At 42.3% G+C, this 24,646-nt stretch carries 21 protein-coding genes and 2 pseudogenes; 6 read left to right on the top strand and 17 right to left on the bottom strand.

Going from position 1 to position 24,646, the window contains the following annotated elements:
- Positions 1–105: 105 nt before the first annotated feature.
- From MBUR_RS05270 to MBUR_RS05235, 7 genes and pseudogenes are all read right to left on the bottom strand, one after another.
- Positions 106–2,277: an ATP-binding protein gene (locus MBUR_RS05270; protein ID WP_011499107.1), complete on the bottom strand. Its 2,172-nt coding sequence runs from the start codon at positions 2,275–2,277 to the stop codon at positions 106–108.
- Positions 2,278–2,346: 69 nt separating this feature from the next.
- Positions 2,347–3,029 (bottom strand): annotated as a pseudogene (locus tag MBUR_RS13435) (IS1 family transposase).
- 352 nt (positions 3,030–3,381) lie between these two features.
- Positions 3,382–4,821, bottom strand: coding sequence for a dicarboxylate/amino acid:cation symporter (locus MBUR_RS05255; protein WP_011499106.1), 1,440 nt, complete (start codon positions 4,819–4,821; stop codon positions 3,382–3,384).
- Between the two features lie 195 nt (positions 4,822–5,016).
- Positions 5,017–5,699, bottom strand: a pseudogene (locus MBUR_RS13430) (IS1 family transposase).
- Positions 5,700–5,897: 198 nt separating this feature from the next.
- Complete coding sequence (locus MBUR_RS05245; RefSeq protein ID WP_011499105.1) at positions 5,898–6,725, bottom strand: metal ABC transporter permease; 828 nt, start codon at positions 6,723–6,725, stop codon at positions 5,898–5,900.
- Between the two features lie 13 nt (positions 6,726–6,738).
- Positions 6,739–7,488: a metal ABC transporter ATP-binding protein gene (locus MBUR_RS05240; RefSeq protein ID WP_011499104.1), complete on the bottom strand. Its 750-nt coding sequence runs from the start codon at positions 7,486–7,488 to the stop codon at positions 6,739–6,741.
- 12 nt (positions 7,489–7,500) lie between these two features.
- Positions 7,501–8,433 (bottom strand): metal ABC transporter solute-binding protein, Zn/Mn family, encoded by a 933-nt coding sequence (locus tag MBUR_RS05235; RefSeq protein ID WP_011499103.1) that lies wholly within the window; start codon positions 8,431–8,433, stop codon positions 7,501–7,503.
- Between the two features lie 302 nt (positions 8,434–8,735).
- Between MBUR_RS05235 and budA the strand changes: the two genes are divergently transcribed.
- Positions 8,736–9,563 carry an acetolactate decarboxylase gene (gene budA / locus MBUR_RS05230; RefSeq protein ID WP_011499102.1) on the top strand — a complete coding sequence of 276 codons (828 nt, stop codon included), beginning with the start codon at positions 8,736–8,738 and terminating at the stop codon, positions 9,561–9,563.
- Positions 9,564–9,699: 136 nt separating this feature from the next.
- Positions 9,700–10,857: an LL-diaminopimelate aminotransferase gene (locus tag MBUR_RS05225; protein ID WP_011499101.1), complete on the top strand. Its 1,158-nt coding sequence runs from the start codon at positions 9,700–9,702 to the stop codon at positions 10,855–10,857.
- A gap of 159 nt (positions 10,858–11,016) precedes the next feature.
- On the opposite strand, the gene aroC is transcribed toward MBUR_RS05225, so the two are convergent.
- Positions 11,017–12,117 (bottom strand): chorismate synthase, encoded by a 1,101-nt coding sequence (gene aroC / locus MBUR_RS05220; RefSeq protein WP_011499100.1) that lies wholly within the window; start codon positions 12,115–12,117, stop codon positions 11,017–11,019.
- A gap of 26 nt (positions 12,118–12,143) precedes the next feature.
- Entirely contained in the window at positions 12,144–13,013 is an 870-nt protein-coding gene (locus MBUR_RS05215; RefSeq protein WP_011499099.1) for a cation diffusion facilitator family transporter, read from the bottom strand.
- Between the two features lie 146 nt (positions 13,014–13,159).
- Here MBUR_RS05215 and MBUR_RS05210 point away from each other — a divergent pair, with 146 nt between their 5' ends.
- Together MBUR_RS05210 and MBUR_RS05205 are read left to right on the top strand one after the other, a co-directional pair.
- On the top strand, positions 13,160–13,945 hold the full coding sequence (locus tag MBUR_RS05210) for an AAA family ATPase (protein ID WP_011499098.1): 786 nt from the start codon (positions 13,160–13,162) through the stop codon (positions 13,943–13,945).
- Entirely contained in the window at positions 13,935–14,294 is a 360-nt protein-coding gene (locus tag MBUR_RS05205) for a cupin domain-containing protein (RefSeq protein WP_011499097.1), read from the top strand. Before MBUR_RS05210 ends, MBUR_RS05205 begins: the two co-directional genes overlap by 11 nt.
- Positions 14,295–14,317: 23 nt before the next feature.
- Here the strand turns inward: MBUR_RS05205 and MBUR_RS05200 are convergent, their stop codons facing one another.
- The gene (locus tag MBUR_RS05200) at positions 14,318–14,893 is read right to left on the bottom strand and encodes a YbhB/YbcL family Raf kinase inhibitor-like protein (RefSeq protein ID WP_011499096.1); all 576 of its coding nucleotides are present in this window, start codon (positions 14,891–14,893) and stop codon (positions 14,318–14,320) included.
- Positions 14,894–14,999: 106 nt separating this feature from the next.
- Here MBUR_RS05200 and MBUR_RS05195 point away from each other — a divergent pair, with 106 nt between their 5' ends.
- Positions 15,000–15,680, top strand: a complete 681-nt coding sequence (locus MBUR_RS05195; RefSeq protein ID WP_052286205.1) for a 4Fe-4S binding protein — start codon at positions 15,000–15,002, stop codon at positions 15,678–15,680.
- A 43-nt stretch (positions 15,681–15,723) separates the two neighbouring features.
- On the opposite strand, the gene MBUR_RS05190 is transcribed toward MBUR_RS05195, so the two are convergent.
- From MBUR_RS05190 to MBUR_RS05180, 3 genes are all read right to left on the bottom strand, one after another.
- The gene (locus MBUR_RS05190) at positions 15,724–16,095 is read right to left on the bottom strand and encodes a class II SORL domain-containing protein (protein WP_232222098.1); all 372 of its coding nucleotides are present in this window, start codon (positions 16,093–16,095) and stop codon (positions 15,724–15,726) included.
- Between the two features lie 148 nt (positions 16,096–16,243).
- Positions 16,244–17,281, bottom strand: a complete 1,038-nt coding sequence (gene mtaA / locus MBUR_RS05185; protein WP_011499093.1) for a methylcobamide:CoM methyltransferase MtaA — start codon at positions 17,279–17,281, stop codon at positions 16,244–16,246.
- 306 nt (positions 17,282–17,587) lie between these two features.
- Positions 17,588–18,928, bottom strand: coding sequence for a tripartite tricarboxylate transporter permease (locus MBUR_RS05180; RefSeq protein ID WP_048063261.1), 1,341 nt, complete (start codon positions 18,926–18,928; stop codon positions 17,588–17,590).
- A 243-nt stretch (positions 18,929–19,171) separates the two neighbouring features.
- Here MBUR_RS05180 and MBUR_RS05175 point away from each other — a divergent pair, with 243 nt between their 5' ends.
- Entirely contained in the window at positions 19,172–19,693 is a 522-nt protein-coding gene (locus MBUR_RS05175) for a DUF6141 family protein (RefSeq protein ID WP_332244249.1), read from the top strand.
- A gap of 39 nt (positions 19,694–19,732) precedes the next feature.
- Here the strand turns inward: MBUR_RS05175 and MBUR_RS12935 are convergent, their stop codons facing one another.
- The 4 genes from MBUR_RS12935 to acs form a co-directional block, all read right to left on the bottom strand.
- Positions 19,733–20,587 carry an HD domain-containing protein gene (locus MBUR_RS12935; RefSeq protein ID WP_011499090.1) on the bottom strand — a complete coding sequence of 285 codons (855 nt, stop codon included), beginning with the start codon at positions 20,585–20,587 and terminating at the stop codon, positions 19,733–19,735.
- Between the two features lie 154 nt (positions 20,588–20,741).
- Positions 20,742–21,851 carry an adenosylcobinamide amidohydrolase gene (locus tag MBUR_RS05165; protein ID WP_011499089.1) on the bottom strand — a complete coding sequence of 370 codons (1,110 nt, stop codon included), beginning with the start codon at positions 21,849–21,851 and terminating at the stop codon, positions 20,742–20,744.
- Positions 21,852–21,921: 70 nt separating this feature from the next.
- Complete coding sequence (gene pyrF / locus MBUR_RS05160; protein WP_011499088.1) at positions 21,922–22,569, bottom strand: orotidine-5'-phosphate decarboxylase; 648 nt, start codon at positions 22,567–22,569, stop codon at positions 21,922–21,924.
- A 68-nt stretch (positions 22,570–22,637) separates the two neighbouring features.
- Positions 22,638–24,587, bottom strand: coding sequence for an acetate--CoA ligase (gene acs / locus MBUR_RS05155; protein WP_011499087.1), 1,950 nt, complete (start codon positions 24,585–24,587; stop codon positions 22,638–22,640).
- Positions 24,588–24,646: the final 59 nt, after the last annotated feature.

Raw genomic sequence — 24,646 nt, 5'->3', positions numbered from 1 at the left:
CGATGCTAGTCATATTGGCAGTTTTGAAATATATCTGTAAAATCCAATCTCTACAATTAGTCCCATATTTAGTATCTAACTGCTCAAATTAATAAGTGTTGGCAGTTATTCGGAGGATATTTCGGGCAATTTGTTCAATCTAACCCAAAAAACAGTGCCATGGCCTTCGGGATTATCCCTTACTTCGACCTCTCCTTTGTGTAATTCAATGGTTCTTTTGACAATGGCAAGTCCAAGTCCTGATCCTTTTACACCGGACTTATTGACTCGTTCGAAACGGTCGAATATGGTCTTTTTATATGCGTTGTCAACACCTTCGCCAAGATCACTGATCGTAATTTCGGTGTGTTCAACGTTCTCTTTTATCTCGACAATGACCTTTGATCTCTCTGGGCTGTATTTAATAGCGTTCGATATAATATTTGTGAAAACAGTTTCAATGATATTGTTGGCGAGAACGAAATGTTCTCGATCTTCAATAAACTCTATCTCGATGTCTTTAATAGCTGATTGAGTTGCCAAAATCTCTATGGAATTATTGATCACTTCTACAATTTCCAGCGACTCGAGTTTGAGGTCCTCTGACCTCTCAAGTTTTGCAAATTGTGAAGCCGATTGGATCATTTCGATAAGTTGGTAATTGCTTTTCCAGATCTTTTTGAGGTATCTCTCTGTTTTCTCATCCCTTTCTGTCATCAGGAGCACTTCTGTAAAACCTTTAACGACTCCTGCTGGATTGAGTAGGTCATGTCGCATGATGTCTGTGAACATGTCCTTTAGCTCATTGGATTGCTCAAGTTTCTTCGCATATTCTTTAAGCTCTTGCTCTGTTCTCTGCTGATTTACACTTGCTCGCTGAAGAGAATGTCGTGTCTGTTCAATACCATCTGTCAAAAGTTTGAGGTCACCATGACCATGTACGCGGAGATTACGGGTAAAATCCTCTTCTTTCATTGCAGATAGAACCTGATTTGAATCGTTGATGATGAGGTCGAGCACCTTTGCGAACACATTCATAGAATCTGCTAGTTTTCTGAACTCTCCTGCGTATTCACCTTCAAAACGTGTTTTAAGATCTCCCTTTGAAAGATGTTCAGCAACTCGTATGGTTTCTTCAAAGGGTACCATTACGCCATCGAGAATATGGTTAAGACCTTCCGGTATTTTCTTAAAATCCTCGTCGATATCAGTGTTTGCACGGATGTTAAGTTTTCCTTCTGCAGCAGCATCTGCCATGTCCTTGAAATCATTTACGATATCATCTATAGATGATGTTACTGAACGGGATGCTACGTATGCTGCAAGTCCCATAAAGAAAACAGACAATATTCCAATTCCTATGAGTTTGTCCCTTAATGCAAAAGTCCCGGCTAGCATTTCATTTCTTGGGACTACAAGGAAAAATCCGTAATTTTTCGATCTTATCGGTTCATAGAAAACAACAACTTCTTTTCCTGTTACCGGGTCGATGGTATTTACATGACCGCTTTTTTTATGATGGATGTCCTCCGCAGCCTTTGATAATTCTTTATTATCATAATCATAGATGGTTTTATACCCGATCCAGTCTTTGTTATACGGTTGTGAGAGTATTGTGCCAGAACTTCCGGTCATAATAGCATACCCTGTATCGAATGCTTTGATCTGGCTCACTACATCATCTACGTACTTCAATGATACATCTACACCTGCCATGCCTAGAAATTCATCGTTTTTTATGATCGGTGCTACATAACTCACCATAAAAATATCTTCGTAGTAGTATGGGTCGGTAATGAAGGAGTCCTTGAATACCTTTGGATATACATAATATTCTAAAGTGTCATAATCCATAAGCGGCTTTAATTCGATTTCCCCTTCTATCTTGTTCCAGAATGGCATGAAACGTCCCGATGCATCATGTCCTTCAGCATTGATGAACTCGCTGTCCCTACCATCAAAAGCGTTAGGTTCATACCCCACATAAGTTCCAATAATGTGGGGATTATCTTCAAGTATCCTGTGCAGCATCCGGTTCACTTCGTCCCGGTCTGATGAATTATACTCGCTCATACTGGAACTAATAGCACGTACTAGTGCCATATTGGAGCGCATATCCCCATCGAACTGGTTTGCATAACCTTTCGTGATCTCAATGGATTGCTGGTACGCAAGCTCTTCCTGCACGGATATTTGGGTGGTAATTGTAACGGTGGTTGCTAGGATCATTACTAAAAGAACGCCTGTAACGGCAGAAAGTACAAGTTTTGATCTAAGTGATACCTGTTTCCAGTTCATTTGACTCCTGCTTCCAATGGCTGGTTATCAAATATTAACATTTCTAAACATGTGTAATATTTGACATTGTTAGCTAAAAATAGCTATCTCTTTATTTATGTACTTCATCAAAAGAAGAACAGAGTACTTCAGCATTTTAAGACTCTTGGTATAACATTTTGACTCTCTTCTCAATCTTGCCAGAAAGTGCCTAATTATGCTGTTATATCCTTCAACAGTATATGTTTCAGCTTTGGATTGAGTGTGAATTTTCTCTGGAACAAACTCTGCATATGCCCTCCAGTGATCAGTCATCACTTCTCCAATCTCCTTCCCCTTTATTTTTTTCCAGAGTTTTAGTCCTGTTTCCGTTCCCCTGCTACCAAAAGAGCAGTCGATGAACCTTTTTCCATCTCTATCAACAGCAATCCAGATCCAACAATATTTTTTTTGTTCCCGATATAAGTGTGCATTTCGTCTAATTCAACGATCGATATTTCATTTTCGCTCTTTAGATCCTCTAATTCACGACCAAACTTCTTTATCCATTTTTGGACAGAAACGTGGCTAACTCCTAAAAAACGTCCAATTGAACGAAATCCTAAACCTTCAAGATAGAGTTGTAAAGCCTGCCGTTTAACAGACATGGGTCTAGCAGTTGATTTAATCTCCACTAACTAGTTATACCCACAATCATGGCATTTGTAGCGTTGAAATCTATTGATTTTACCGTTTTTTTTATGATTGGAGCTCTTGCACCTGGAACAGTTCATGCATAAATATAGGCCCTGATAACATAAAGCGCTTCTTAGATACCAATATCCTTTTTTGTATCTCTTCAATATCGAGTGGCTAACTAAATTTATTTATATCTACCTTTCAATCGTCATGGAATTCAAAGAACGAATGCAAATCACAATCGAATGAGCAAAAATACCACATCACAATTAAAGGATTGTGCAGGGAGATGATCTAGAATCATGAACATTTGCTTGGAGGACGTTATAATTACCCACTCGATGTTAATGAGACCCTCTTTTTTTAATATTCACAATACCTGTTCGTTGCGATCAAACAGACTTATCTCGTAAAGGGCCTCAGCAAATGTTATTGTTAAAGACAGGATCACGCATCGTGTGAATTAACGAGAACATCTTCTCCCAGGACATTTCTTTCTGTTTCACGTTTTGAGTGCTCGAAACGTTCTTGCATTGCTGGTTTCTTGCCACCCACCCATTTGTCCATAATAACACAGGTAACAAGGTCCCCGGTGACGTTCACGGATGTGCGGCACATGTCAAGGATCCTGTCCACTCCAATTATAAGTGCTATACCTGCAGTGGGGATACCGACATTGCTCAATATCAAAGCAAGAATAACGATACCTACACCAGGAGTAGAAGGAGTACCTATGGAAGCACCTACCACGGTGACCATAAGCAACAGAAGAGCACCAAAACCAAGCTCCACACCAAATACCTGTGCCAGGAAAACTGCTGCTATACTCTGATAGAGAGCTGTTCCATTCATGTTTATAGTTGCACCCAACGGGATGACAAATTGGGAAATGGAAGGTCTCACACCTAATTTGTCCTCAGCGGTCTTGATTGACAAAGGCATGACAACAGCAGAGCTGGATGTTGAGAACGCAAGCAACAATACATCCCTTATAGATCTCATGAAATCAATCGGCCCCCTTCTTGAAACAATGAAAACTACCAGCAGGTAAAAAGCAAGTAGCAACAGGAGCCCTAAAAGTACAGTCCCTACATACACCAGCATTCCCATAAGTGCAGCTACTCCAAGGTTCAACGTGAACTTGCTGATAAGACCAAACACAGCAAACGGAGCAAGTAACATGCTCCATCGTACGACGGTCATGCTTACTTCCTGGAGTGAACCCATCAGGTCAAGCAGAGGTTTTGATTGTGCAGGTGATATGGATACCAGAGCCAGACCTATTATGACAGAGAAGACCACCACCTGAAGCATCTGTCCTGTAGCCAGGGACCCGAGCGGATTGGTAGGTAGTATGTTCGTGACCATACCAGGAACATCTGCAATGCCAGGGGTTGTGGTACTGATCTCATTGACCTGAGTTATTTCCGATCCCATTGTGCTCTGGACCAGTTCACTGCTGATATAGCTACCCGGATTTATAATTAAAGCAAGTGTCAGACCGATAAGTATGGCAATTGCCGTGGTCGCGAGGAAATATGCAACCGTACGCAACCCTATCAATTTGAGCTGCTCCATATCCTCACCTGAAGCTATACCCCGGATGATAGATGCAAAAACAAGAGGAACTACTATCATCTGCAATAGTGCCAGGAAAATATAGCCAGGTAGCGCCAGCCATTCACCAATTGTATATGAGACAGTTTGATCTACCAATCCTGTCGATGGTCCGAGTACCAGGCCGACAATGATCCCAAGAAACATCCCGATCATGATCTTTAGCCAGAGTTGTCCCTTAACTAACGACTGCAGCTCGAAGCTAAGGTGTTTCAATGAACGTGGATGTATCAGAGTAAGTGGTTCGGGAATATGGTATCTTTTTGTCATGTTGGCAAATTTAATTGTCTGTTTCGTTTTTTAGATATTAGTTATACGCACATGGGGAAATATTCGTACTTAAATAGTGATTTATCTCTTTATGCACCCCTCTAATAAATAGTTATTTTGTATAATTTAAAGTTTTTGAATTAAAAAACAACTGTAATTCAGTAAAGCATGAAAAGAAATAAAACAAGGATATTGTTAATTAAACATAGCTAACTCTTTATTTCTGTACTTCATCAAAAGAAGAACAGAGTACTTCAGCATTTCAAGACTCTTAGTATAACACTTTGACTTTCTTCTCAACCTTGTCAGAAAGTGCCTAATTATGCTGTTATATCCTTCAACAGTATATGTTTCAGCTTTGGATTGAGTATGAATTTACTCTGGAAGAAACTCTGCATATGCCCTCCAGTGATCAGTCATCACTTCTCCAATCTCCTTCCCCTTTAACTTTTTCCAGAGCTTTTGTCCTGTTTCCGTCCCCCTGCTACCAAAAGAGCAGTCGATGAACCTTTTTCCATCTGTATCAACAGCAATCCAGATCCAACACTATTTTTTTTGTTCCCGACGTAAGTGTGCATTTCGTCTAATTCAACGATCAATATTTCATTTTCACTCTTTAGATCCTCTAATTCACGACCAAACTTCTTTATCCATTTTTGGACAGAAACGTGGCTAACTCCTAATAAACGTCCAATTGAACGAAATCCTAATCCTTCGAGATAGAGTTGTAAAGCCTGCCGTTTAACAGACATGGGGCTAGCAGTTGATTTAATCTCTACTGAATAGCTATACCCACAATCATGGCATTTGTAGCGTTGGTGTCCATCGATTTTACCGTTCTTTTTATGATTGGAGCTCTTGCACCTGGGACAGTTCATGCACAAATATAGGCCCTGATATCATATAAACTCTACTTAAATACCAATGTCTTATATCTTATTATATTAATGCCCATTATGCTTAATCATATTAGCTAGAAAAATAACATATCTCATCTATTTCTATGGATATTGTGCTAAAAAGAGACAAATAATGATCACTCATCATTTATTCTTGATGTAACTAACTTGAAAGCTTTATATGTCAAATGGCTTTTCCGAAATAGTTCTCCATTTTTTGATAATGATGTTGAGCAAGTAAAAAGAGGACATCACAAGGATAATTGTCGCACCTGATGCTATGTCAAAGTAATAGGATAGCATGAGGCCAATTATTGTAAAGGCAGCACCGAAGAAGATCGATAAGAACATCATCTTCCTCATGTCGTTTGTAAATTCCCTGCTCAATGCGGCAGGAATTGTCAAAAGAGCAATTACAAGTATAAGTCCCACCACGCGTATCATCACTACAACTGTCAAAGCAATAAGACAAAGCAAAAGCAGGTATAGTTTTTCAACAGGTATTCCTACAACGGTGGAGAATTCCTCATCATAGCACAATGCCATGAACTCTTTATAGAGTGCATACACCACCAGGATTATAATGGCATCCAGTGCTAGCATCATCGTGATGTCTGACTGTGGGACTGTAAGTATATTCCCGAAAAGATATGTCATTAGATCAGGTGCATAACCCGGGGTCAGGCCTATGAATATAATCCCGATGGCCATACCCATTGACCAGAGTATTCCTATGATAGTATCTTCTGCAACATCTGTACGTTTGCTGAAAGTACCTATAGTAAGTGCTGAAAGCAGGCTAAATGGCAATACTCCCATTATGGGGTTTATCCCAAGAAAATAGCTGATGCCTATTCCGCCAAAAGATGCGTGTGCAATTCCTCCGCTGATGAGTGCTATCCGTTTTACAACGACATATACTCCGATCATCCCGCATGCGATACTTGCAAGAATACCTGCTGTGATGGCATTGATCATAAATTCATATTGTAATATTTCCAGCACTTTAATCCCCTCATCAGTGTTTGTGCAATACCCTGTGCGGTACGCCATGGGCTATCAATTCCACAGGACAGCCGTAAGCCTGCTCGACGTCTTCAGGGACAAGTTCCTTTGAACCGTGGTAATGTAGTTTCCCGTTAAGGCATGCTATCTTGTCCACGAGTACGGAAACTGCACTGATGTCATGTGAGACCATTACTATTGTGACCCTGGACCTGAGCTTCTTAAGCAGTTCATAGAATTCCATTTGCATCATGGTATCAATACCTGTGACCGGTTCATCCAGAATAAGCACCTTTGGTTCACTCACAAGGGCACGTGCTATGAAAACCCGCTGCCTCTGCCCTCCGGAGAGTTCTCCTATCTGGCGATCACTATATTCGAGCATTTCCACGGTCTTAAGGGCTTTCTTGGTCGCAGCATGGTCTTCTTCTGTGTATTTTTGGAACAATCCTTTCTTTCCCATTCGTCCCATAAGCACAACTTCTCTGACATTAATTGGAAAATCGAGGCTAGAAGGGTTGTATTGGGGTACATAACCGATCAGATGGCGTGCTTTCTCGGGGGTCGTACCGAGTACTTCCACGGTTCCCCTCTGTGGTTTTATCAATCCCAGAATGACCTTCAATAGTGTGCTTTTCCCGCCACCGTTCGGTCCTATTATTCCAAGGAAATCCCCCTCTTCGATGGAAAGGTTCACACTTTCCAGCACTGTCAGGTCCTTGTACCTTAACCATACATCTTTAACATCGATCACATTCCCCATCCGAACACCTCATTATGTGGTCATGCCTTCTGAAAATGCTTCGGTTATTATCTCTAAGTTCCCCACATAGTCCTTTGCAAGAGGGTCAACCACCACCACTTTTCCGTCTATTGCAGAAGCGATGGTCTCAGCACTCTGTTTGCTGAACTGTGCTTGTACAAAGATGGTCCTGATGTTCTTTTCCTTTGCCTTATCGATGACCCTTTGCATATCCTGGGGGCTTGGTTCCTTCCCCTCGTTCTCGATAGTTATCATATCGAGCCCGTATTCTGCTGCAAAATAACCCCACGATGGATGGTATGTCATGAAGCTTCTCTCTTCCCCTTCCATCAGTTTCTCCCTTATCATTGCATCAGCATCATCGAGCTCTTTTAAGTAGTTCTCTTTGTTGTTCAGGTAGATGTCCTTGTTCTCAGGGTCTATCTCTATCAGGCCAAGATAGGTGTTCTCTACCATCATTTTAGCATTAATGGGGGATGTCCATATGTGGGGGTCTGATCCTTCATGTGCATGATCTCCGTCTTCCTGGAAGTTTTCATCAATATTTTTCAAATGGGTGTTCTCTTCCGTTTCAGTGCCTATAATGTTGATCCCTTTTGAACAATCAACAATAAGCATGTCTTTGTTAATTCCTTCAATTTTCCCAAGCCATACTTCTTCAAAAGGTAATCCTGATCCAACTATGAAAAAAGCCCTTGCTTTTGTAAGTTCTCTTAGCTGCCCCGGGCTTGGCTCATAGGTTGCAGGGCTGGCACCTGGCGGGATCATGAGTATGGTTTCAACATTATCTCCAGCTATCTTTTCTACAAACTCCTGCTGCGGAAGGATGCTAACGGCAACGATAATTCGATCATCCCCCGATGCGCTCCCCCCGTTATCTATACAGCCAGTTGCTGATAATGTAAATATTAACATTATTAGTGTGAGGATATTAATCGTTCTCATAAGTGCTCTTCCATCCTTTTTAAAAAGATCAGGAGATATTTGATTCAAATATATTTTATAGTATGTGTTCGGAATATTATTTTTGGTATGATACCAAATTTAACGTTTTATCCGAATTTATACGTTGTACATTTTTAAATGATTTATATGTTCAGTCGGTCTTACACAAATTGGTGGTATATTTTATTTAATAATTTTGCTCAATGCCAACTTTTATGTCTGACAATAAAGAATACAAATATTTAATACTATAATTTATATTCTTATTCAGTATTTATTGTAGTTATTCGGGAGATATACAAATGGCTAAAAGGACCTTATTGATGCTATCTATCATTCTATTGACATGCTCTCTTCTGTTCTCCGGATGTTTAGGGCAGAATAACAATGAGCTCAATGCTGTGCATACTAGCATGCAAAACGATGTGCTCTATCAGGTATCGACCATCGATGCCCTGCTTGAGGGACTTTATGATGGTGAGGTCACGATCAAAGAGCTAAAAGAAAAAGGCGATACAGGTCTTGGGACCTTTAACACACTCGATGGTGAGATGATAATGATAGACGGTGAGGTCTATCAGATAAAGACCGATGGTCTTGCATATCTGGCAGATGACACCATGCGTACACCCTTTGCAGCGGTCACTACTTTTGAAGCAGATGAAGCCATTGTCATGCAAGATACGGTAAATTCTTCAGAGGTAGCTTTTATGCTGGAGCAGGTATTGCCTTCCAAGAATCTCATGTACGCTATTAGAATTGATGGTAATTTCAGTTCGATGAAGGTTCGCAGCGTTCCTGCGCAGGAAAGGCCATATCCTTTACTTGTGGATGTGGTTGCAAATGAACAGGCTGTGTTTGAACATGAGGATGTGGAAGGCAGCATCGTAGGTTTCTGGCTTCCCTATTATGTAGAGAGTATGAACGTTCCTGGATATCATTTCCATTTTATCGATTCAGAACGTACCGAAGGTGGACATGTTCTCGATTATACGCTAATCGATGGTACTGTGAGCATAGATCGCACAACAGGTTTTGAACTGCTGCTTCCAGGTGATGATGATTTTCTTTCCGCCGATCTTCTAAGGGACAAAGGGGAAGAGCTGAGCGTTGTAGAAAAGGATGATTGAGGTGGCGATATATATGCCATTCTCCTATCAACCTATAAACACTGATAATTTTCAGCTCACCCATGATTCTTAAATAGGTTTGTAGCAATAATGCGCTAAAAACGGAGATTATTATCCCATATAAAAAGGTGAATATATGTACGCAGATAGAATCAATTCATTACCCCCTTATTTATTCGCAACTATAGATGAAGCCAAAGCTGTTGTAAAGGCAAAAGGCGTCGATGTGATCGACCTTGGTGTCGGTGATCCTGACATGCCTACTCCTGAACACATCGTTGAGTCCATGTGTGAAGCTGTCAGAGACCCTGCAACCCACAGATATCCTTCATACACCGGTATGATCGAGTTCAGGGAAGCTGTGGCAAACTGGTGCAAGGATACACGCGGTCTCGAGCTTGATGCTGCAACGGAGACATTGACACTTATAGGCTCAAAGGAAGGTGTTGCACACATCCCTCTTGCTTTTGTCAACCCTGGTGATGTGGCATTGATCCCTGACCCAGGATATCCTGTTTACAAGATTGGAACCCAGTTCGCAGGCGGAGAACCGCATGTCATGCCTCTTCTTGAGGAGAATGGCTTCCTTCCTGACTTTGACGCAATTCCTGCGGACAAGCTTGCAAAGGCAAAGCTCATGTTCCTGAACTATCCGAACAACCCAACATCCGCTACTGCTGATGTGAAGTTCTTCAAAGAGGTCGTTGAGTTTGCAAAGAACAATGACATCACCGTTGTTCACGACAACGCATATTCTGAAATGGTCTATGATGATTACACCGCACCAAGCTTCCTCAGTGTTGATGGGGCAATGGATGTCGGTATGGAACTTTATTCCATGTCCAAGACCTACAACATGACCGGATGGAGACTTGCATTCGCTGTTGGTAACAAGGACCTCATTGCAGGATTTGGGAAGGTAAAATCCAACATCGATTCCGGTGCTTTCGATGCAGTCCAGAGAGCAGGTATCACTGCAGTCTCAAGCTCACAGCAGTGTGTTACTGACATGAACAGCATCTATCAGAAAAGGCGTGATGCACTTCTCAAAGGTCTCAGAGGCATTGGTCTTGACGCAAAGGCACCAAAAGCAACATTCTACATGTGGGTTCCTACTCCTGATGGATACGATTCCATGGGATTCTCAAAGCTCCTGCTCGAAGAGTCCGGCATTGTTGCAACTCCGGGTGTCGGCTTTGGTGAATATGGTGAAGGTTACATAAGGTTCGCTCTTACACAGTCTGTAGAGCGTATCGAAGAAGCTGTGGCAAGAATGGACAAGCTGACCATCTAAGGTCATGCAATAACCGTTCCACAAAAATAGATCAAAAGTACAACTGAATAAATAATTGAACAGTGCCACCATCTCGGTGGCTTCATGTTCTTTTTTAAAACGATTTCTTTTTTTAAAGATTATTTTCAAACAATGGTATCTGTTTCAGCCGAAGGCATATCATTGTTTCAAAAGTGAGTTCGGATGAATATGACCGCTTCTTATCATGTGGTCGACAAGTACCAATGCCATCATGGCTTCTGCAACGGGAACCATTCGTGGCGGGATGGTTGGGTCATGGCGGCCTTTGATGATTATATCGCTGTTCTTCATCTCTTTTGTATTGACAGTGTGCTGCACTTTTGATATGGATGGTGTGGGTTTGACACTTGCACGGCAGATTATGGGCATTCCTGTGGAAAGTCCTCCGAGTATCCCGCCTGCATTATTGGTCTGTGCGATTATCTTCCCGTCTTCCAGTATGAAAGGATCGTTCATCTGGCTTCCCTTCATCTGTGCTGCCTCATTTCCAATCCCTATCTCAACACCTTTGACAGCACCGATGCTCATGATAGCTTTTGCTATATCTGCATCAAGTTTATCGAAAACTGGCTCTCCTATTCCCGGTGGCAGGCCGATAGCTATTATTTCGACAACACCACCAATGCTTTCATGTTCTTCCCGTGCTTTGCCAACCTTTTCGAGCATCAATTGTGCCGCTTCCAGATCGGCACATCTGACAGGTGTCTTTTCAAGATGTTCCTTTATTGTATCAAAAGGCATCTCTTTTGCACGAATACCGCCAAGTTCTGTGACATGTGCAATGATATCAATACCAAAAATTGAAAGTATCTCTTTTGCAACAGCTCCTGCTGCAACTCTTCCAATGGTCTCACGTGCGGAAGAACGTCCTCCTCCCCGATGGTCACGGATGCCATATTTTTCCATGTATGGGTAATCGGCATGCCCCGGTCTGGGGAGGTCTTTGATATTGTCGTAAGAACTCGAATCAGCATCCTTGTTCCATACCATCATGGAAATGGGTGTGCCGGTAGTTTTTCCTTCAAATATCCCTGAAATGATCTCCACCTTGTCTGTCTCTGAACGCGGTGTGGATACAGCGCTTTGGCCGGGACGTCGTCTGTCAAGCTCTTTCTGTACTATCTCTGTGTCAAGGGGAAGTCCTGCGGGTACCCCGTCAATAACGACTCCCAATGCACGTCCGTGTGATTCTCCCCAGGTTGTTATCCTGAAAGAATGGCCAAAGGTATTTCCGGGCATGTTTATCTATTCTATTTGATGCTATTTTATTTTTGTTCTTTCAGAGGGTCCACATGTACCATAACTTCAGAAACACCTTTTATTTTGGATTTAAGGTGTTCCATCACTTTATGAGATATTGCATGTGCATCGTAGAGCGGCATATCCGGCCTTACCATTATATGAAGGTCGATATGGATCTCTCCGATGCATCCTCTAGTCCTTACATTATGGCAGTTCTCCACACCTTCTATCTCGTAGACAAGCGAGCATATCATATCTTCTTCAAGCTGGGCTGCATCACAGAGTGTCTTGCTGCTGCTAAGGATTATACTAACTCCGGCCTTTACAATGACCGCTGCTATGATGAGTGATATCAGGGGATCGATTATAGGGTAACCTGCTTTTATGGCTACCAATGCTACCAGAACCGAAAGTGAAACGAATATATCGCTTCTGGTGTGTATCGAGTCTGCAAGCAGGATATCACTGCTTAGCTGTTCCCCTTTTCGGCGTTCATATTCGGTGACCATCATGTTAATGGCCATTGTCCCTATCATCACAAGGAAACTCAGGTTCGTTACATTCGGACTTATGTTTGAAGTGAACCTGTCAATCGAATTGTGAAATATTTCGAAACCCACGAAGATGATAAGGATTGCAATGATGATCGATGCCAGGGTCTCAAATTTCTGATGTCCGTAAGGATGGGTCTTGTCTGGAGGTTTGGCTGCCACGAAAATAGCGATAATACCGACGATGTTGGATATTCCGTCAAAGAGGGAATGGTATCCGTCTGACTTCATACTGAGAGTATTTGTAAGTGTACCATAGACTATCTTTACAAAAGCGACCAGAAAATTCAGTACCAGTATAACTGCCAGTATCTGCTGGATTTTTATTGAGCGTTTGTCCATGGTATATCGAAAATATATTCTTGGGCTACATATAAAGGTATGTTGGGGGTTCGGAGCAGTTTAAATAATTATATTGCGTTAATATTACGTATACATCTTGTTAATAATCAAATATTCATAGTTGAAACATTCATGAGGGTTGACCAATGGTAAAGATCGCAGTTACAGGTAAAGGGGGCGTGGGCAAGACCACATTGTCTGGTACGATTGCAAGATTGCTTGCAAGGGATGGGTATGATGTGCTTGCTATTGATGCAGATTCGGATATGAACCTTGCATCTTCATTAGGAATTGCCGAGCCGCCATTGCCACTTACTAATTATAAGGAAATGATCGATGAACGTGCAGGTGAGGCTGGCGGGATGTTCAAGTACAATCCAAAGGTCGATGATATCACAGACAAATATGGTGTCACTGGACCTGATGGTGTGAAAATGCTCGTCATGGGCACGGTCGAACGTGGCGGAAGCGGTTGTATGTGCCCCGCATCTTCTTTTTTAAGAGCGTTGCTAAGGCATGTGGTCCTGAAGGATTCCAGTGCACTGATCATGGATATGGAGGCAGGCATCGAACATCTGGGCAGGGGGACCACACGTGGTATCGATCTTATGATAATAGTCGTGGAGCCTGGAATGCGGTCCATAGAAACCGCAAGCAGGATAAAGGACCTTGCATCCGGCATTGGTATAGAACATCTTGCTGCTGTTGTTAATAAAGGAACTTCTTCGGATATCAAGCCTAAGCTTGCAGAACTTGGTATCACTGTACTTGGGGAGATCCCGTTCTCTGCTGAGCTTATGAACGCGGATTTTGAAGGTAAGGCTCCTCTGGATTCGGGACTTAAGAATATCGCTCCATTTGTTGAGATCAAGGACAGGATGCTTGGGATGATCGAAGGCTTCAAAGACGAAGAGACTAAGGATGAGAACTGAATATGCTAATATTGAGCCGTTCATCACAAAGGACGGTTCTATAATAAGGGAGCTCATGCACCCTGATGGAGGTGGAAGTGAGAAGCAGAGTGTTGCGGAAGCTATAGTTCCCATGGGCAGCTCGACCCTTGCACATCGACATCCGGTTGCGGAGGAGATCTATCATATAACAACCGGTAGTGGTCGCATGACCCTCGATTCAGACGTTTTCGAGGTCAATGCAGGTGACACCGTACTAATCAATTCAGGGGTTTCCCACAAGATCGAAAATACCGGGAGTGAAGACCTGAAGATATTGTGTTGCTGCTCCCCTGCCTATTCGCATAAGGATACTGAACTTCTGGAATAAACTCTTTTTCTTTCTCTTCTTTTTTAATCACTGGAGTAGGTTCCCATTAGCTCTCCTTCTGCAATGATGTGTTCCTGCATTGCTTCTTCCAGAGTTGTTCTCGTGGAACCTGATCCAATGTCAAGCATGGTGTCCAATGCGTAGAACCTGAAAAAGTACCTGTGTGTTCCCGAAGGTGGACATGGTCCTAAATAATCTGTTCCTTTAGCACCATTAAGTCCCTGTATTCCCGGAACTGTGTTCTCCTCGATAATTGAGCCCGGTGCAATGTTCCATACTATCCAGTGGGTGAACGTTCCTATTGGAGCATCGGGATCATCGACTATCAGGACAAGGCTTACGGTATCTTCAGGCAGGCTGCCGGGAACGAGTTCCGGATTGATGTTATCCCCATCACAGGTGTAGCGTGAGGGAATTTCCCCGTTGTTCTCAAAGGCACTGGTCGAGATCAGGAATATCTCCTGTTCAGGTACATTATTCTCATCCTCAATTATTTCCGGTATTGGCTCAGGTTCATCAGTATCAGTGGTCGCGCAGCCCGATACTGCTATGGTCAGTATCATTGTGGTCAATGCAACGATCTTCATCAATGTACGCATTTCAATTACCCCATCTTACATTTGGCTCTAATATTAATAAACTATATATTGAATAGGAGTTTTTCAACCACATTGTTCGATATAGTCCTAACAATCATTGGAGTCAATGCTGTTGAAAGTGGCAGGGAATATCATATCAAGGTCGAAAAAGATCACAAGGGTTGAGTGGTTCAGGTTGAGCCTTCAGCTTATTGGCCTTGCCATCTTCATCTATTTTGGCTCACAGTCAACATTCTATGTTGTGCTACTGTCCGTTCCTGTTGCTCTGTTATTTGGTCCGGTCTATTGCGGCTGGGTGTGCCCAAGGGGTATGTTCCAGAACATCATTGGTTCAATGGGAAAAAGGGTACTCGGTAAAAGATACAACAAACTCATCCCAAAACGCATCCATAAGCCGTTACTATATTTCCGCTATGGAGTATTGCTCTTCTTACTGACCGCTCTGGTGATGTATGAATTTCAGCTCATTGATGATACCATCATGGAATCCGTGGTAATAGATGGTCTGCTACTGATCATGGTGGTTTCGATACTGCTTTCTTTTTTCGTGGACAGGGCTGCATGCAAGTATTTCTGCAAAGAAGGAGCAGCAGCTTCATTGACTAATCTGGTAAAGATAAGGAAGATAAAGCGTGATGATTCGCTTTGTAATTCATGCGGTATATGTGACAGGGTGTGTCCCATGTGGATCGATGTGTCAAAGAAGGATGTTGTCAGGGATACTGCCTGCATCAGTTGTATGAAGTGTGTTCAGAAGTGTCCTGTGGATGCGCTTAGGGTTGAGTGAAGTTAAATAATAGTAAAAAGTGAGATCAGGTATTAGATCCTGATCATACCTCTACGCAGTTTTCCCACAGACCGTGGATGTTACAATATCCAAGAGCACAGAATGCCTTATATTCACTAATATTCTCAAGTTTGAACCAGCAGTCAGGCTTCGTATTACCCGGGCTGAAGTTTACTCTTCCAAGGTTCACAACTTCTCCACCTGTCTTTTTACCGTAAAGTTCTACCCAGGCAATATGATGCTCAACGGTATTTGGATGTGCGGTCTCTTTACCTACAATGACTCGAATGAGGTCTGCTTCTGTTCCACCATGCTTTTTAAGGATCTCAATGGTAGGTACGTGTTTTTCCTTCATTGCACTTTCTGCTTCAATGTCCTTTCCTTTTACTAATTCACCAAAATTCAAAATAATCACTCCTTTGCTGTATATTCTATATTATTTATCATCGGTTGAGGTATATGCATTTAGTGGTTGAGTATACTGGTGCTTCATCGTTGTTGTTGAAAATGTTTTCTTCTTATGCTGCGTTAAATCTTCGTAAAAATTGATACAGTTCGTGAGGTCACAGGATTTCCTCATCCAAATAATATTCATCCCTTGCAGCTACGAATGCTTTCATGTTCTTTAATGGGGTATGCGGTGCGATTCCACAACCGGGTGCAAGAATACCGACTCCATCTCTGATACACTGCATAGCTTCCCTTTTCACATCTTCTGGGGTTTTACTTAGGAGTGTTGAGGAAGGTGAAACATTACCTATAAGGCATGCTCTGTCTCCTATAATTTCCTTGGCACGTTTTACTTCCACTTTTTCTTCGATGCTAATGCCATCAAATCCTGACTTTAACAGTGGTTCAAGAATAGATGTAGAATCCCCACACATATGCAATATTTTCAGTCCATTGACCTTTTTATTGATCTTTTTGTATTCTGGAAGCACGAATGATTCGAACATTTGAGGGGAAATAAGGGCTGGTCCGCCTTCAGGGTCAGATATGGTGACAGCATCAACTCCGTGTTCAAAGAGGGCATTGGAATATTCTATACAGACTTCAGTTCCAATTCCAATAAGATCTTTTATCAGATCCGGTTTTTTAATTAACCATATGAAATAATTCTTTTCACCCGCAAGATGAAACGCAATTCCAGCCGGACCGATCATTCCTGCAATGATCGGAATGTCATCATCCACTCTTTTTTTCACGATATCTGTAGCTTTTAAAACAGTTGCAATCCTTTCCCTCTCAAGAAGATCTGATGGGACACTGATATCTTTTACATCCTCTTTCCGGGCACATGGGACTCCTTCTTGATGTGGCTGAGCATCAGATGTTCCTTCCATTATTGTGCAACCAAGGGCCTGTGCAATGACTGTAACACAAAAAGGGTATCTTACAGCTTCCAAACCTGCAACTTCATTACCTGCAATGGCAAGGTCTGCCATCTTTTCTGCATCATAGTGAGCCTGTGGCCAGTATGCTTTGCTGCTTTTCATTAGTTCAGTTGTTCCTGTCTGAGTAACAGAACAGACGGGAACTTTGTCCACAGTCTTTCCTTTAAGTGATCGTATAAAACGCTTTTTTGGTGTAAGGTCTGCCAATAAAAATCCTCCCTTTTTCTGTATATATGAAAGCAGAACAAGTAAAGATCAAAGATATCAGATGGGTGATCTTGCTTGTAAGAATCAATCAATTTAAAACACTGTTAAATATTTTGGTTCTTTACTTCGATCTGAAACTTCCTTTATATTGAAATCGAAATAAATCGATATGAATATTTGTACGATCATCAAACAAGGGTTTTAGATCAAGAAATGGGGGGAGAGATTAAATAGACTGGTTTGAAGCTTAGCTATATTGTAATATAATTTGAATATCTTATTCTGAATCACTAGTTAGTTAGTAGATCACAAAAAATACAATATCACCGGCAACAATATCACTCCCATTGCATGTGATCTTCGTATCTTCATAAAAGATGCTGACATGCCAAGTGGTATCGATATCATGAATATCATCAGGCCGAAAAGACCGGTAAATAGCAGGCTCATCAATGTAAGTCCTGCAAGGACTGTGATACAAATCTTAGAGTAATCAAGCTTTGCGAGGAATCTGTGTATGTTGTTTCCTATCTTGATGGTCGAAAAATATGATAGGAATGCCGTAAGGGATATTACGATAAGGAAAAGGATGATGAACTGTTGGTCTAAACTGGCCGCATCGATTATCTCGTTGATAGCAACCATTGCTCCACTACGTGTTTTTCCTATTACTGCAAGGGCAAATAATCCGAAAATTGCATTTGCAGTGTTTACCCCTGATACTGCTATGATGAATTCCTTCGAACCTTCCATCTGTTCATCGAAGTCTTCGTCTTCAGCTACTGTCTCTTTTTCAAAATCACTTCTTATGAACAATCTTGCAAGAACTGCGGCTATGGATGAGGATATTCCGGGAAGCCATGCTACAACAGAGCCGGCTGCACTTCCGGTTATCACTCCCCTGATTATCCTTTTCACAGGAAGTTCCATCTTCGAGTATTTCTGTGGAGGGATACTGGAACCTGAGAACAAACTGATAATAAGTTGAGATGCACCGAAAAGCCCACTGAGGAGGGGAAGCAGTATCGACGAAGATCCAATGTCGATCAGTGGGTTCATATTGCTTTCCATTCTGAATGCAAAGGTTCCTAATATTCCTGTGAGAAGGAAGAGAACAAGGGCGTATGCCTTGTATTTGTATTTTACAAGAGATCCCTGGTTTATCACCTGTTCTCCTTTTTCCGTCATGATGAGGGCTATGGATATAAGCAAGAGTAGCCAGCCAAGGTAGGATTGCAGGACAGGGTAGAGAATGCTGAAAGCAAATGCTAATGGGACCGCAAGTAAGAGTGAAACAACAACAGAACCAGCACTTCCCAGTGCTGACAGGCGGATTGCTTCAGAGCCGTGCCCTTCGAGCAGCAATCTATGTCCCGGGAGGACTGCCAGCGCCATGTCATCATTTGGAGCACCAAGATATATTGCCGGGATGATGTCATGAAAACTATGGGACAACGAATTTGCAACTATTGCCACTGCTATATATGCCGGGGGAATGCCCCAGTCCATGAAAATGGGGGAGAGAGCTACCAGCATAAGTGCGAAATTGTTCGTGTGTATCCCGGGTACAAGCCCAGAAAATATCCCAAGCGTATATCCGGTGAGTACGGATAATAATAGCATTAGAATGGAGATCTCAATATCCATGTATTTCTTTAATGGAGTACTTATTTGGTCTTATTGTAGCGAATTAAAAATCTCGATTGCTTTTATTCCTTTGAACCTTTGGTTTTGCTCTTTATGTCCTGATTGCATCTTTATTGATATAAACATTTCACTTTTTTTTAATTTAGAAATAATTTTATTATCAACTATCTTTATTTGAATAATAGATTTATTATTTATACATTTGACTATAATTAGAAATATATTACGATTTATAATAATAACATGGGTATCAATATGTTTGAAAATATGACTCTATTTAGTGAAACACAAAAATTCAGACAATATTGGCTCATTGTGATATTGTTAACTCCGTCAGCCATTACATTTTATGGAGCTTACCAGCAGCTGGTCCTTGGTATTCCATTCGGGAACAACCCCTCCTCTGACAATATGGTCGCTTTGTTTGCGGTAGTTTTCGGTTTTTTGTTTCCTGCTCTTATATTTTCAATGAACCTCAAAACAGAAGTTCGGTACGATGGTCTTTATTTGCGTTTCTTTCCTTTTCATCTCTCATTCAAAAGGCTCGAATTCGATGACATTGCCAGTTATCGTATTATTACCTACAATGCCCTCAGGGATTATGGTGGTTGGGGAATTCGCTATGGAAAAAAGGGAAAGGCATACAATGTCAGTGGCAATAGTGGCATAATGCTCGAGTTCAAAAATGGTAAGAACCTTATGATAGGCTCACATGATCCGCACGGATTCCTGGATGCAATGAATAAAGCAACCAGAACTGCCTGATATTTCCAGACAGTTCATTCATTTTTTCAGTCTATATGTTTAAAACAGTTGTTCAACACATTTTTTATACTCTTTGTAAACGAAAGTGTCGGTAATGTTCTGAGGACCGTTTGCAAATGCTTCGAGCATTGATGTATAATACCATTTCTGCTCTTCCTTTGGTGCATTGAACATCTCCCACGCACTCTCTCCTTCCTTTTCAAGATACTGTATGAGATCTCTTAGATTTGCAAGTTTATCAGCACATGAAAGTATCTTCACTTCGGAGATTGCCTTTGAGATCGACCTTATTATGTATTCTTTGCGTGCTTTCCAGCTTTCTACATCATCGCCTTGTTTCAGTTCTTCAGGTTCTGTGACAGCACTTACATAATCGGCAACAGTTGGGCCATACCTTCTTCGAATATCTGCGTTGGTTAATCCGGCATCTTCAACAACATCATGTAAAAATCCTGCAAATATAAGGTCTGAGGTTGCATTCTCTTTGATTAGTATGGAAGCCACGTCCATTGGGTGTGTAATAAAAGGGGTTCCTGACTTCCTTTTGTTCATTCGGTGGGCATGGTTCACAAAAGCGAACACGTCACCAAGCTCGGTAAGGTCCTTCTCTATCTTCTCGCCATACATTTCATCTAGTTCCAGCAACTGTATACGGTAACCTGACATCCTTATGTGTTCATAAACGGTGAACTTCCCTTCCTCCTCTATAACTACCATTTGATGGACATCGCTTCTCCATATCTTTCTTGAAGGCTCTTCAGACCAGTCGTCAATATACATGAACAATTCCGGCAATTCGATATCTTCTGAAGGATGACCAGAGTGAATTAATAATCCGTTACCTTTTTTCTCAGTATTATCACAATATTTGATGATGATCTCTCGTATTTTCATGAACTGAACTCCGTTTTCTTATCTACTGATCATCTATAAGGACTGACAACTTACAGTTAAACATTTCGAATATTCAGTAAATGGGGGGTTGAAATGATGAGGGTAAAAAATAATGTCGGAATTAAAAATAAAATGTATGTCCCAAAGTGACAGGTTAACTGTTCTTTATAACCCAGGATGTTACTCGTATCCAATTATCAAGAATGGTATCATGATCGTTCAATATATCGTTAAAAGGTAGATCCATATCAATATCGAATATTGAAGGCAATTCTCTCATAATGGAAAAAGCTGCTTTTCTTCCGGCATTTTCTGGTATTAATCCCCATGATACTTCATCTATGATGTGAAGCACTGACGCTGTTAGGCTTACCAGTGTCGGGTCTTTTGCAACTCTGCGTAGTTTCTCTATAAATATTGGCTTCTTGTTCTCGCCTTCAAGAGTGGATGCCACTTTCCAGTACATTGCTTCATCCACTTTGAACCTTTCAAGCCTGACAAGCATATCCCGTTGTGTAATGGCTGTAATTCCCGATTGCATTCCTATGGACTTGATGATTGCTTCCATCATGCATTTTCCTATAAGCTCCCCTAATTTGGAATGCTTGCCTGCATCCGTAAGTCTGATATGGCTTGTGCTATCTGCCACAATTATCATCATGTCGGTTCCGGTACCTGTGGCTATGCCACTGGAATAGCGGCTGGGTGCCATAAGCTGTTGCAGTGCAGCACTCTTGGCTTCAGTTGCAGTGATCATAGCTCGTGCCATGGCATAGTCGGGAAGGTCTGCATTGATCAGCAAAATTGCGTTTATCGTTCCTCCGACAGGTTCGAAGTGCTCATCTTCCTGATAATAGGAGGCTTCATCTCCGGCACGTCCACCATTGATCTCCACTCCTCCGGTAACAATGGCAGTGACCTCAAGACCTCTATACGAATCCGATACGACAACCGCGTTCTCCATGCTTGCTGTCGTGAGCATTCCTGTGGAACTATCGGGCTCAAGCCCAAGCCTTTTTGCAACTATCTTCAGATACTCTTTAACGTTTCCACCTTCAAGGTCGGAAGTACCATGGCTTCGATTGTCGATAGTATGGTTCAGAACGTATTCTATATTGTTGTGGTATCCACCGTTAAGCCAGGAAGTGCTAAGTGTCTTTCTCCCTTTTGGTAGTTCTACGAAAAGAGAACTGTCTTGCAGATAAACAACTTCCTTTCCGGAAGTTTTAAAAAGTATCTTTCTTTGCATCATATCATTGCTCATTGTATCGCCTCAGTACTCATAGGGCTCATCATAGGTTCAGTGCAGTTCATCATCACAGGCGGATACAATATCAACAATTCATTTCATCGCATATCTTCTTTGCAGCTTCTGCCGGAGAATCGGAATTATAGATGCTTCGTCCGACTATCACCCAGTCAGCACCTGCTCTTATAACATCGGCAGCACTGCCTCCCTGAGCTCCCACGCCGGGTGAGATAATGCTAAGTTCCTCTCCGATGATCTTGCGTATGTCTTTTACTCTTTCAGGTCTTGTTGCAGGCGCTACAACTCCGGAGGCTCCTGCTTCCACTGCCATACTGGCAATATCCTCGGCAACCGGGCGGAAGAACTCCACACCACCCGGGTGGCTCATCTCTGTGACCACATAAACGTCAGTCCCAAATTCATTAGCAACCTTTACACAGGAATCAAGGCTGTCGCGACCTGTGAATCCGTGGGTGATTATCCCGGCAGCTCCGGCATTGAACACGTGTTCACAGATAAGTCGGTCAGTATTTGGTATGTCAGCAACCTTGAAATCAGCGATAACTGGTGCAATTTCCACAAGTTCCTTGACTATACTAAGGCCTTCCCCAAGGACCAGCGGATATCCTACCTTTATAGAATCCACATAGTCGGAAACTTCATTAGCGATACGAAGGGCATTCTCTCTGTCAGTTACATCCAGAGCAAGGATGAGTCGGTTCTTTTTTTCCATTGGGTAACTCCTTTATGGTCCGGTATCTCACCAGCCGAACAAAAATAGCTGGTCTGTTTTATTTTAGTTCATTGTTCCCCTATTTCATTAACCTTTCTTTTCAGATCTTCAACAACTGCCGGATCCTGGAGTGTGGATATGTCCCCTATCTCCGTTCCGTTCGTGATGGCCTTTAGAACACGCCTCATTATCTTGCCACTTCTCGTCTTTGGCAGCTCCTCGGTGAAGATGATCATCTTTGGGCGTGCGATAGGTCCGATCTCATCTACCACATGCTGCTTCAATTCATCTTCAAGGATTGAACATTGGTCGTCACAGGATGATTCGAGGATCACATATGCACAGATGACCTCTCCTTTTATCTCGTCCACTTTTCCGTCAACCGCAGCCTCGGCAACCGAGGGGTGTGAGACAAGTGCACTTTCTATCTCCATTGTTCCGAGTCTGTGGCCTGATACCTTGATGACATCGTCCAACCTTCCAAGTATCCAGAAGTTGCCGTCCTCATCCTTACGTGCACCATCACCGGTAAGGTAGGTATCGGCCCCCCACTTGCTCCAGTATGTGTCAATGAATCTCTGTTCGTCTCCGTTTATGGTCCGTATCATGCTTGGCCAGGGGTTCTGAAGAGCAAGGTAGCCTCCTGATCCCATTGGCACTTCATTGCCTTCATCGTCAAGGATATTGGCTTTTATTCCCGGAAATGGTCGGGTTGCAGTGCCCGGTCTCATTGTGGTGATGCCCGGTAATGGGCTTATCATTATCATTCCCGTCTCTGTCTGCCACCAGGTATCAACTATGGGGCATTTAGATTTGCCTATGGTCTCATAATACCAGAGCCATGCTTTTGGATTGATAGGTTCGCCTACACTTCCCAGAAGTCGCAATGAGGACAGATCATATTTTGCAGGGATCTCATCTCCCCACTTCATGAAAGTGCGTATTGCGGTCGGTGCTGTATAAAATATTGTCACGCCATATTTTTCAACAATATCCCAAAATCTACCCTTGTCCGGGTAATCAGGCGCTCCCTCGTGCATTACAATTGTCGCACCATTAGAGAGGGGTCCGTAAACAAGATATGAGTGTCCTGTGATCCATCCGACATCTGCAGTACACCAGAAAATATCATCATCCTTTAGATCGAAGATCCAGTTGGATGTCACATTTGTACCGACCATGTAACCACCGGTCGTGTGAACAACTCCTTTTGGTCTGCCGGTAGTTCCGCTGGTGTACATGATGAAAAGAGTGTCTTCTGAATCCATGTGTTCTGGTTCACATTCAGAATCTACGTTATGAATTAGATCGTTCCACCAGATGTCCCTTTCCTCTTTCATCGGAATAATGTTTGCAGCATGATCGACAACAATAACCTTTTCGACCGCCGGAGCATTTTCAAGCCCTTTATCGGCTCTTTCTTTTTGTTGTATGAGATTTCCTTTGTGGAAGTAACCATTACATGTTATGACAAATCTGCTATGTGCATCTTCCACCCGTTGTGCCAGTGCTTCTGATGAGAAGCCAGCAAATACGACACTGTGAGGTGCACCTATCCTTGAACATGCAAGCATGGATATGACAGCTTCTGGTACCATCGGAAGGTAGATGGTAACGACATCTCCTTTCTTCACACCAAGCTCTTTCAGGCCTGCAGCAAAACGAGCAGTTGCATCCCTGAGTTCCTTATAGGTGTAGGTTTCGGAGTTCTCCATCTCACCTTCCCAAATTAGTGCAGGCTTATCACCATGTTTTTGGACATGACGGTCAAGACAGTTGTAGGATGCATTCAATTTTCCACCGCTGAACCATTTTGCATGGGGGGGTTGCCAGTCAAGGACAGTGTCCCATTTTTTGAACCAGTCAATATTCCCGGCCAGTCCCTCCCAGAAACCTTCGATATCAGCCTCAGCCTTTTCATATATGTGAGGGTCGTTCATATTGGCTTGTTTGACAAAATCTGCTGATGGGTGGAATTCTTGCTGTTCTTTAAGTAAAGATTCTATTGTTTCTGTCATATTTCCCCAGTCCATATTTTTTGTTAATGTCTTGTACAAACGTTAACGATTAATCAGGT

The sequence above is a fragment of the Methanococcoides burtonii DSM 6242 genome, assembly GCF_000013725.1.
In the GTDB taxonomy this organism is placed as follows: domain Archaea; phylum Halobacteriota; class Methanosarcinia; order Methanosarcinales; family Methanosarcinaceae; genus Methanococcoides; species Methanococcoides burtonii.
This window is presented reverse-complemented; position numbering and strand designations above follow the sequence as displayed.

Bases quoted from the DNA above. Each gene is read 5' to 3' on its own strand.
- MBUR_RS05270 (WP_011499107.1), bottom strand. From the start codon at position 2,277: ATGAACTGGAAACAGGTATCACTTAGATCAAAACTTGTACTTTCTGCC.
- MBUR_RS05255 (WP_011499106.1), bottom strand. From the start codon at position 4,821: ATGACAAAAAGATACCATATTCCCGAACCACTTACTCTGATACATCCA.
- MBUR_RS05240 (WP_011499104.1), bottom strand. From the start codon at position 7,488: ATGGGGAATGTGATCGATGTTAAAGATGTATGGTTAAGGTACAAGGAC.
- MBUR_RS05235 (WP_011499103.1), bottom strand. From the start codon at position 8,433: ATGAGAACGATTAATATCCTCACACTAATAATGTTAATATTTACATTA.
- budA (WP_011499102.1), top strand. From the start codon at position 8,736: ATGGCTAAAAGGACCTTATTGATGCTATCTATCATTCTATTGACATGC.
- MBUR_RS05225 (WP_011499101.1), top strand. From the start codon at position 9,700: ATGTACGCAGATAGAATCAATTCATTACCCCCTTATTTATTCGCAACT.
- aroC (WP_011499100.1), bottom strand. From the start codon at position 12,117: ATGCCCGGAAATACCTTTGGCCATTCTTTCAGGATAACAACCTGGGGA.
- MBUR_RS05215 (WP_011499099.1), bottom strand. From the start codon at position 13,013: ATGGACAAACGCTCAATAAAAATCCAGCAGATACTGGCAGTTATACTG.
- MBUR_RS05210 (WP_011499098.1), top strand. From the start codon at position 13,160: ATGGTAAAGATCGCAGTTACAGGTAAAGGGGGCGTGGGCAAGACCACA.
- MBUR_RS05205 (WP_011499097.1), top strand. From the start codon at position 13,935: ATGAGAACTGAATATGCTAATATTGAGCCGTTCATCACAAAGGACGGT.
- MBUR_RS05200 (WP_011499096.1), bottom strand. From the start codon at position 14,893: ATGCGTACATTGATGAAGATCGTTGCATTGACCACAATGATACTGACC.
- MBUR_RS05195 (WP_052286205.1), top strand. From the start codon at position 15,000: ATGCTGTTGAAAGTGGCAGGGAATATCATATCAAGGTCGAAAAAGATC.
- MBUR_RS05180 (WP_048063261.1), bottom strand. From the start codon at position 18,928: ATGGATATTGAGATCTCCATTCTAATGCTATTATTATCCGTACTCACC.
- MBUR_RS05175 (WP_332244249.1), top strand. From the start codon at position 19,172: ATGGGTATCAATATGTTTGAAAATATGACTCTATTTAGTGAAACACAA.
- MBUR_RS12935 (WP_011499090.1), bottom strand. From the start codon at position 20,587: ATGAAAATACGAGAGATCATCATCAAATATTGTGATAATACTGAGAAA.
- MBUR_RS05165 (WP_011499089.1), bottom strand. From the start codon at position 21,851: ATGAGCAATGATATGATGCAAAGAAAGATACTTTTTAAAACTTCCGGA.
- pyrF (WP_011499088.1), bottom strand. From the start codon at position 22,569: ATGGAAAAAAAGAACCGACTCATCCTTGCTCTGGATGTAACTGACAGA.
- acs (WP_011499087.1), bottom strand. From the start codon at position 24,587: ATGACAGAAACAATAGAATCTTTACTTAAAGAACAGCAAGAATTCCAC.